Here is a 7,495-nt window from a genome sequence, read left to right as displayed (position 1 = left end):
GCACTGGATTGACAGAGGCCGACACAGGCACGGTGCCCCAAGATAGGCAGAGGCGCAAAGCGCCGTGCCCACCATCTTTCACGATTTCAAAGACGTGGGCATGCTTCCGCCTTCGCTCTGCGAGCTACGGCGGACAAGTCGCTTTGCCCGCCCTACTGTCCCGGCATCGCTGCGCTCACCCGGGCTACAAGGGCTCGAAAACTACCCGCCGAAATCCCGCGGGCTGAACGGCAGGTCCAGCACCTTCCATTCCTCGTACAGATTGGCGGGCAGCATCTTATAGGGCTGGCAGTCCTGAACTGCGCTGATTGCGGACTTCACGAGGGCCACCCCTTTTGTGGATGGCGGGGCTTGGAGCAGGATCGGCTCGCGCGCCAACGTGCCGTCGGTGGCGAACACCGTGCGGAGCTTGATGTGGACGCTGTCGGTCGGGCTGAGGCCGGCCGGCAATTTCGCACACCGCCGCAAGTGGCTGCGGAGCGCGGCAATGATTTCGGCCGGCAGCTTGGCTGCAATCGAATCCTTGCCGTCGCCGCCATCGTCCTTGGGAGTGTCTTTCGACAGTGCCGCCGGCAATTCAGGCGGCAGGCCGAGCATGACGCCGTACTTGATGGTGACGTCAGGCTGCGGAGCCTGATAGGCCGGCTGCGGCGCGGCCTGCGGCTCGGGCACGGTTTGCGGCGGCGATGGCTGAGGCTGCGGTTGCACGTTGGCCTCGCGCTGCTTCGGCGCCTCCAACGGTTGCGTCTGTTTCTGCGCCGGCTCGGGCGAGGCCCGTGGTGTCGGCGACGGCGCGGCCGCCTGCTGCTTGGCCGCAGGATTCGGCGCTGCTTCCGCCTTGTCCTTGTCGGTGAAATCCAGCTTCGGCAATTTCAGATCGGGTTTCGGCTCCGGCGGCTTCTGCTTCGCCTCCTCCTGGGCTTTCTCCTCGGCCTTCTCTTCCTCCTGCTTCACCTGCTCCGGCGTGACGATGTCGACCGCAACAGTCTCAGGCGGCGCGGCGTGGAACGGATGGACCTCGCTGATCAGGATGATCAGCCCCACCAGCGTCAGATGGGCGATCGCCGATGCCGCGACGTCCGTCCGTATGATTGTCCGCAGTTCCATTGCCCGATCTTGGATTGCCGCCCTGCTGTTAGCATACCGCGGTCTCCCCTCAATCCCATTTCGGGGCGAAGCCGAAGTCGGTCAGGCGGCCCTTGGAGTTGGCGAGTGCCGCGATCCGGCTCATCTGTTCCTCCGACAGCTCGAAATCGAAGATCTCGATGTTTTCGGACAGGCGCTCGATGCGCGAGGTGCGCGGGATCGCAGCGACATTCTGTTGCACCAGCCAGCGCAGGCAGACCTGCGCCGGCGTCTTGCGGTGAGTGCGCCCGATCTCGGCTAGCGTCTGGTCGGTCTTGATGCGCCCCTTGGCGATCGGGCTGTAGGCGACGAGTGCGAGGCCATGCTGATCGCAGGCCGCCTTCACCTTCGCCTGGTCGAGATAAGGATGGTATTCGACCTGATTGCAGACGAGCGGCTCGCCCGACAGCGCCACCGCCTGCTCGATCAGCGCCACCGTGAAATTGGAAACGCCGATGTGGCGGGTCAGGCCCATGCGCTTGGCATGCGAGAGTGCGCCGAGCGTCTCCGCCAGCGGCACGTGCGGATTGGGCCAGTGCAGCAGCAACAGATCGACGGAGGGAAGCCGCAAGCGCGCCAGGCTCTCCTTGACCGAGCGCTCGAGATCGTTCGGCGCGAAATGGTTGGTCCAGACCTTCGTGGTGAGGAAGATGTCGTCGCGGCGCACGCCGGAGGCGCGCATGCCGTCGCCGACCTCGCGTTCATTGTCGTAGACCTGCGCGGTGTCGATGTGGCGATAGCCGAACCGCAGCGCCTGCTCGACCACGCGCGCGGCAGACCTTCCGCTCAGCTCCCAGGTCCCGAGCCCGATCGCCGGGATTCTTGCGCCATTGGCCTCGACGAACAGCATGAGGAGTCCTCTTCCGTTGCGACAGCCCCCGACGTTATCGGGCCTCATTATGGACCCCGCCCGTGACGCTGCCAACGGACGCCGCGGCAGTCCCGGGGGATATTTGGCGCAATGCTAACGGGAGGTTGCGTCAGGCTTGGCCCGTGACTTCACAGACCCTTGGCGCCAGGCCTTGGCCTCAGGCTTTGGCGCCAGGCTTTCGCGTCAGGCTTTGGCGAGCGCCTGGAATACCGTGTCCGGGGCGTGCGCGATGACCGCGAGCAGCGCACGGGCCGGTCCCCGCGGAGCACGCTTGCCCTGCTCCCAGTTGCGGATGGTCTCGACGGGAACGCCGAGCTTGGCGGCGAACTCCATCTGGGTCAGGCAGGCGCGGCGGCGCAGATCGCGCACCGCGAGCGGGCCGGTGTCGGCCGGCGCGGCATTGGCCGCAGGCTGGACCGGAAACTCCTGTCCGTCCCGCAACTCGACGACCCGTCCGTCCGCCTTCAGCCGCAACCGCATGTCCAATCCCCCAAGCGGGGCGATGATGCGGCAGGCCGCTTAAGTTCGGATTAAAGATGCGTGTCGCCATTCCGGGGCGCGCGAAGCGCGAGCCCGGAATCCATCGTGCAGCACGCGAGGCCGAAAAATGAATTCCGGGCTCGCGCCAAGTGGCGCGCCCCGGAATGACGCCGGGGCGAGACCTACCTCAACCCGAACCACAACGTCGCGATCCCGAGGAAGGAGAAGAAGCCGACGACGTCGGTCACGGTGGTGACGAAAGTACCGGAGGCTACCGCCGGATCGGCCCTGACGCGGTCGAGCGCCATCGGGATCAGGATGCCGCCGAGCGCACCGGCGACGAGGTTGCAGACCATCGCAAGCCCGATGACGATGCCGAGGCCGGGAATCTTGAACCAGGCCACCGCCGCAATCCCCGTGATCACGGCAAAGGCGAGCCCGTTGATCAGACCCACCAGCGCCTCGCGCATCACCACACGCCAGGCGTTGGAGGCGCCGAGGTCGCGCGTCGCCAGCGCCCGCACCGCCACCGTCATGGTCTGGGTCGCGGCGTTGCCGCCCTGGCTCGCCACGATCGGCGCCAGCACGGCGAGCGCCACCATCTTTTCGAGCTGGCCCTCGAACAGGCCGAGCACGGCGGATGCTAGGAAGGCGGTGGCGAGATTGACCAGCAGCCAGTTGAAGCGGCCGCGTGCGATGGTCAGGAAGGTGTCCGACAGCTCTTCGTCGCTGGTGACGCCGCCGAGGGCCTTGAGGTCCTCGTCCGCCTCCTCCTCGATGACGTCGACGACGTCGTCGACGGTGATGACGCCGACCAGGCGGTCCTGGGTGTCGAGCACCGGCGCTGCGACGAGATTGTACTTGCCGAACATGCGCGCGACTTCCTCCTGGTCCTCCAGGACGGAGACGCGGCGGCGGTCCTCGTCGGTCAGCTCGGTCAGCGCGACGGGGCGGCGCGTGCGCAGGAGCACGTCGAGGGGAACGGCGCCCTGCCAGTGCTGGTCCTTGTCGACGACGTAGATCTCGTAGAAGCGGTCGGGCAGATCGGGCGTCTCGCGCATGTAGTCGATCGCCTGGCCCACGGTGAAATCCTGGGGCACCGCGATGAACTCGGTCTGCATCCGGCGTCCTGCCGAATTCTCGGGGTAGAGCAGGCTGCGTTCGAGCGCGACGCGCTCCTTGAGCGGCAGCTTTTCGAGGATCTCCTCCTGCTCGGCCTGGTCGAGGGCCTCCAGCAGCTCGACCGCGTCGTCGGATTCGAGCTCGCGGACCCCCTCGGCGACCGTCTCCGGCGGCAATTCCTCCAGGATCTCCTCGCGGACGGCCTCGTCGACCTCGTTCAGCGCGGAGAAGTCGAAGTCGGCCCCGGTCAGCTCGACCAAGCGGACGCGGTCGTCGGGTTCCAGAGCGCCGATCAGATCGCCGAGATCGGCCTCGTGCAGCTCCGCGACACAGGCACGCAGCGACGCGCTGTCGCCGGCCTCGATGGCACGCGCGATTTCCTCTACGAATTCGTGCCTGATATCGCCGTCTTCATTGCGCATCGGCACGTGGTCGAGTACCGAATCCGCGGCGGATCGGGCAACGTCCATATGTTCATCCATGGCGCGCCTCGCCGTTTGACAGGTTGGATCAGATGGTCTGAGCTGACGGTCAGGCAATACCCACAAGGCAATCGCGAGCGCAATGACAAAGATGCTGCGACTGAGGTGGACTTCGATGACGCTGGGCGCGGCCCTCAGCACTCTCGCCGGCATCGCCTCGATCCAGGCCGCCGAGTGCCCGCGCAAGGACGCACTCGGCACCGCACGCGTGCTGAGCGTCGATGCCAGGTCCACGCCGCGCGTGGGCTTGAAGAGCTTTCCGCAGACGCTTGCACTGGCCGATCGCGAGGTCGTGCTGACCTTCGACGACGGGCCGTACCCGCCGACGACGTCGAAGGTGCTGGCGGCGCTGGCGCAGGAATGCGTGCGCGCGACCTTCTTCCTGATCGGCCAGCACGCCTCCGAGCATCCCGACATGGTCAAGCGCATCGCCCGCGAGGGCCACACCGTCGGCCATCACTCATTCTCGCATCCGTTCATGGGGCGTATTCCGTTCGAGAAGGCCACGGCCGACATTGAGCGGGGCATTGCCGCAGACGAAATGGCGCTGCACGGCACATCGACGACGACGCCCTCGACGCCGTTCTTCCGCTTCCCCTATTTCGAATCGACGCCGGCGCTGCTCGACCTGCTCGAGACTCGCGGCGTCGTCGTGTTCGGGGCCGATCTATGGGCCAGCGACTGGGAGGAGATAACGCCGGAGCAGCAATTGAAGCTCGTCACCGAGCGCCTCGCCGCGAGTGGCAAGGGCATCATCCTCTTCCACGACAACAAGGCGCGCACGGCTGCAATGATGCCGGCGTTTCTGCGGTATCTGAGGGAGAACGGGTATCGGGTGGTTCACATCGTGCCAGCGGGCCCAGTGCAGAAGAATGCCGACGCGCATTGATGCCGGAATGTCACGCCGGCGCAAAATGGGGTGATCCGGGGCCAATTAACACTCTGTTCATGCTACCGCGTGCAAGTTAACGGCGGCTACGGCTGAACCGTTTTGGGGCATCTCCGACCTATTAGGGCGGCAATCGCATGGGGGCAGACGAAGGTTCATGATCGGAAGTAGCGTTGTTTCGCGGACGCGATCGTGGACCGCCCTTAGCCTATCCCTTGGCCTGTTGTTGGGATTGCTGACCACCGCCTCGCCGGCGGCGCTTGCGGCCGATTGCCCGGGCCGCCCCGACGCGCTCGGGACGTCCCGCACCCTCGTGGTCGATCCGCGCGAGCATCCGCTGATCGGCACCATGCAGTACCGCGAGACGTTGCCGCTGAAGGACCATGAAGTGGTCCTGACCTTCGATGACGGCCCGATACCGAAATATTCCAACCAGGTGCTCCAGATCCTCGCGGACGAGTGCATCAAGGCCACCTTCTTCATCGTCGGCAACCAGGCCAAGGCCAATCCGGAAGGCGTGCGCAAGCTGGTCGCGGCCGGGCACACCGTCGGCACGCACAGCATGGACCATCCGCTGACATTCGACCGGATGCCGGTCGAGAAATTCGAGGCCGAGATCAACGGCGGCATCGAATGGACCAAGGCCGCGATGACCGATCCGTCCAAGCTGGCGCCGTTCTTCCGCATTCCCGGCCTGATGCGCGCCGAAGGCGTCGAGCAACATCTGATCTCGCGCGGCATCCAGGTGTGGAGCGCCGACTTCCCGGCCGACGACTGGCGCCATGTGTCGTCCGACCGCGTCTATCAGCTCGCGATCCAGCGGCTGGAGGCCAAGGGCAAGGGCATTTTACTGCTGCACGACATCCAGGCCCGCACCGTGGCGGCGCTGCCGAAGATCATCCGCGACCTCAAGGCGCGCGGCTATCGCATCGTGCATGTGGTGCCGGCGATCGCCGACCGGCCGGCGACGCCGACTACTCCGGTGGAGTGGCTGCTGCATCCGCCGACGGAGACTGTGCCGATCGCGCGCTGGCCGCGCGTGCCGAACTTCGTGTTCGCGCAGACCCGGACGCTGCCGGCGCCCGCTCTTGCCGATCTCAACGCGCAGACCGGGCATCAGCCGCTGCTGCCGCGCCGGACCATGGCGCAGGCGAATGTGGCGGCCACCCTGCCCGTGCCCGGTCGCGATCTGTTTGCCATTCCCGAGGGCTCGGTCGAGGTGCTGCTGTCGACGACATTGTCGCGGCGTGCTGCGACGCGGCTGGCAATGGCGGCCGAGGGGCCTCATTCCGCCAAGAAGAAGGCCAAGCCGCAGGGACGGCGAACGGCACATGCCGCGGAGGCCGCACCGAAGCAGGCCCCACAGATCAAGACGGCTGCCCCCCGCCCGACCCGCCTCGCCACCAGCGCGAAGAAGCGCGCGTGAATTCTACGTCCGCATGATGGCGGCGACGCAGAGCAGCACGATCAGCGCCAGGAAGAACAGGTCCATATAGGATTTGAGCTCGCCGTCGCGCCGCAGCCGGGCGACGTCGACGACCACCTGCTTGCGCGCGTTCGTTCCCCCGGTGCCGTCATTGATCGGGCCCTGCAGTCGCCGCGTCTCGGCCTCCAGCTTCTCGATCTTCTGGAAGAAATAGAATGCGCGAAGCGTCGAGGCCGCACGCATCCCGCTATAGACCAGCACCAGGATCGCGATGATCGCCCGGTTCTGGTATTTCTCCATGAAGTTCAGGCTGAAATAGACCATCGCCATGAATGCGAAGTTGGTCATGAAGCGGTAGACGAAGCTGAGAAAAACCATGCTGGCTCGAACCTTGAGGGGCGCAACTCAATGGTGTTGCGAAATTCGGGATCGGGGACCCAGACCGGAGCGGCCGACCTGGATGCGGTGGCGCCCCGTCTACGCCAACTTTGTTTCGACAAAGATACCATCGTCCCGCAAGTCGCCGCCTTTTAGCCACACGCGGCCATAATGCAAAGCCGGAGTGCGCCCTCGCCCTTTCTCGCCGTTGGGGCAGCAATGGCTTTTTCGGCGGAAGTCGCGATAGACTGCGCCCTGCCGCCACAGCTGGGGTCTGCCGATGCCGAAGAAGGGAATCACCGGCCACGACGACTGGGTTCTGACCGAGGCCCTCGCGACCGCCCTGGTCGCACTGGAGCAGCTCGAACCGAAGCACCGGCCGAACGCGCATATGGACGACATCCGCAAGATGCTCTCGAACGGCAAGGAGCCCGCGGCGGTGAGCCTGCACCTCGCCCAGGCCAAATGCCGCCTGTTTCCCGATCTCGACCCGCTGGAGATCTACCGGGAATACGGCATCGGCGAGGAATATGGCTAAGGGCCGCCGGCGACTGATCCTGCGATCACCATCGCCAGCGCGCCGAGGTCGATCCTGCCATTGACGACCAGCTCCTCCGAGCTCGCATCGTCTGCGCCTTGAACCTTCAGCGCTTGCGGCCGGTTGGCGGCTTGCCGCTGCAACTCGCCGATGATGGCCTCCTTGAGCTTCTCTTCCAGCATGG

The 7,495-nt window shown here is 65.7% G+C and carries 9 protein-coding genes; 3 read left to right on the top strand and 6 right to left on the bottom strand.

Annotated features, from left to right (window positions below; genetic code table 11):
• Positions 1-201: 201 nt before the first annotated feature.
• The 4 genes from tolA to mgtE all read right to left on the bottom strand — a co-directional run bounded on the left by tolA (position 202) and on the right by mgtE (position 4,080).
• Entirely contained in the window at positions 202-1,107 is a 906-nt protein-coding gene (gene tolA, locus ACFDR6_RS29435) for a cell envelope integrity protein TolA (protein ID WP_375860395.1), read from the bottom strand.
• Positions 1,108-1,156: 49 nt separating this feature from the next.
• The gene (locus ACFDR6_RS29430) at positions 1,157-1,975 is read right to left on the bottom strand and encodes an aldo/keto reductase (protein ID WP_212092898.1); all 819 of its coding nucleotides are present in this window, start codon (positions 1,973-1,975) and stop codon (positions 1,157-1,159) included.
• 204 nt (positions 1,976-2,179) lie between these two features.
• Positions 2,180-2,476: a helix-turn-helix domain-containing protein gene (locus ACFDR6_RS29425; RefSeq protein WP_212092897.1), complete on the bottom strand. Its 297-nt coding sequence runs from the start codon at positions 2,474-2,476 to the stop codon at positions 2,180-2,182.
• Positions 2,477-2,658: 182 nt separating this feature from the next.
• Positions 2,659-4,080: a magnesium transporter gene (gene mgtE, locus ACFDR6_RS29420; RefSeq protein ID WP_212092896.1), complete on the bottom strand. Its 1,422-nt coding sequence runs from the start codon at positions 4,078-4,080 to the stop codon at positions 2,659-2,661.
• Positions 4,081-4,195: 115 nt separating this feature from the next.
• Here mgtE and ACFDR6_RS29415 point away from each other — a divergent pair, with 115 nt between their 5' ends.
• Positions 4,196-4,969 (top strand): polysaccharide deacetylase family protein, encoded by a 774-nt coding sequence (locus ACFDR6_RS29415; protein ID WP_375860394.1) that lies wholly within the window; start codon positions 4,196-4,198, stop codon positions 4,967-4,969.
• Between the two features lie 157 nt (positions 4,970-5,126).
• Complete coding sequence (locus ACFDR6_RS29410; protein ID WP_375860393.1) at positions 5,127-6,395, top strand: polysaccharide deacetylase family protein; 1,269 nt, start codon at positions 5,127-5,129, stop codon at positions 6,393-6,395.
• Positions 6,396-6,398: 3 nt separating this feature from the next.
• Here ACFDR6_RS29410 and ACFDR6_RS29405 read toward each other — a convergent pair whose 3' ends face one another.
• On the bottom strand, positions 6,399-6,773 hold the full coding sequence (locus ACFDR6_RS29405; protein WP_212092893.1) for a hypothetical protein: 375 nt from the start codon (positions 6,771-6,773) through the stop codon (positions 6,399-6,401).
• A gap of 280 nt (positions 6,774-7,053) precedes the next feature.
• Between ACFDR6_RS29405 and ACFDR6_RS29400 the strand changes: the two genes are divergently transcribed.
• Positions 7,054-7,311, top strand: a complete 258-nt coding sequence (locus tag ACFDR6_RS29400; protein ID WP_212092892.1) for a hypothetical protein — start codon at positions 7,054-7,056, stop codon at positions 7,309-7,311.
• Here the strand turns inward: ACFDR6_RS29400 and ACFDR6_RS29395 are convergent.
• Positions 7,308-7,493, bottom strand: a complete 186-nt coding sequence (locus tag ACFDR6_RS29395; protein WP_212092891.1) for a hypothetical protein — start codon at positions 7,491-7,493, stop codon at positions 7,308-7,310. The genes ACFDR6_RS29400 and ACFDR6_RS29395 overlap by 4 nt on opposite strands.
• Positions 7,494-7,495 lie beyond the last annotated feature (2 nt).

The organism is Bradyrhizobium tunisiense (assembly GCF_042263385.1).
GTDB classification, from domain to species: domain Bacteria; phylum Pseudomonadota; class Alphaproteobacteria; order Rhizobiales; family Xanthobacteraceae; genus Bradyrhizobium; species Bradyrhizobium tunisiense.
This window is presented reverse-complemented; position numbering and strand designations above follow the sequence as displayed.